This window comes from Amycolatopsis kentuckyensis (assembly GCF_002155975.1).
GTDB lineage: Bacteria > Actinomycetota > Actinomycetes > Mycobacteriales > Pseudonocardiaceae > Amycolatopsis > Amycolatopsis kentuckyensis.
In genome coordinates, this window is the sequence record NZ_MUMI01000829.1 from 1 (window position 1) to 501 (window position 501).

General features: G+C 68.1%; 2 pseudogenes. One reads left to right on the forward strand and one right to left on the reverse strand.

Annotated elements, in window-relative coordinates:
* A pseudogene (locus CCN39_RS52845) lies at nucleotides 1–93 on the reverse strand (RNA polymerase sigma factor SigE); the annotation flags it as partial.
* 210 nt (nucleotides 94–303) lie between these two features.
* On the opposite strand from CCN39_RS52845, the pseudogene CCN39_RS48420 reads away from it, so the two are divergent.
* Nucleotides 304–501: pseudogene (locus tag CCN39_RS48420) on the forward strand (methyltransferase); the annotation flags it as partial.

A 501-nucleotide genomic window follows, 5' to 3' on the forward strand; every position in this document is an offset into this window, starting at 1 on the left:
CTCGCGCACGACCTCGTCCCAGGACGGCGGCGTCCAGGCCGCTTCGTCCAGGGACACCGGCTGAGCCCCGGCATCGGCTACGGCGTTCTGCATCGCGGGAGCAGGCACCTCCATCAGCGTTTCTCCTGTCTGCTCCACCCAACGCGGGCCCTCGGCACGGTGTTCCCGTGTGTTCGGATTCAGTCTCTCCGGACTCCTTATGGTTCTAGTGAGACTGGACTGAGAGCAGGCTGAGAACTTCTTCCCGGGTGCTTACCAGGGAGCCTGCGCGGATTTATCGACAACCAACGCTAACCTCCGTGCGTGAACACGCCCACCCCTGCGGCCGCACCGGCCGATACCGGGTTCGTCGACGGGTACCTGCCCGACGACGAGGTGCTGTCTTCGGCGCGGGCACGGGCCGAGGACCTGGGCTGCACCCCGCTCAGCGCGGGTGCGGGAGCGACGCTGCGCTTCCTGGCCGCGACGCTGTGCGCGAAGGCCGTCGTCGAGGTCGGCACG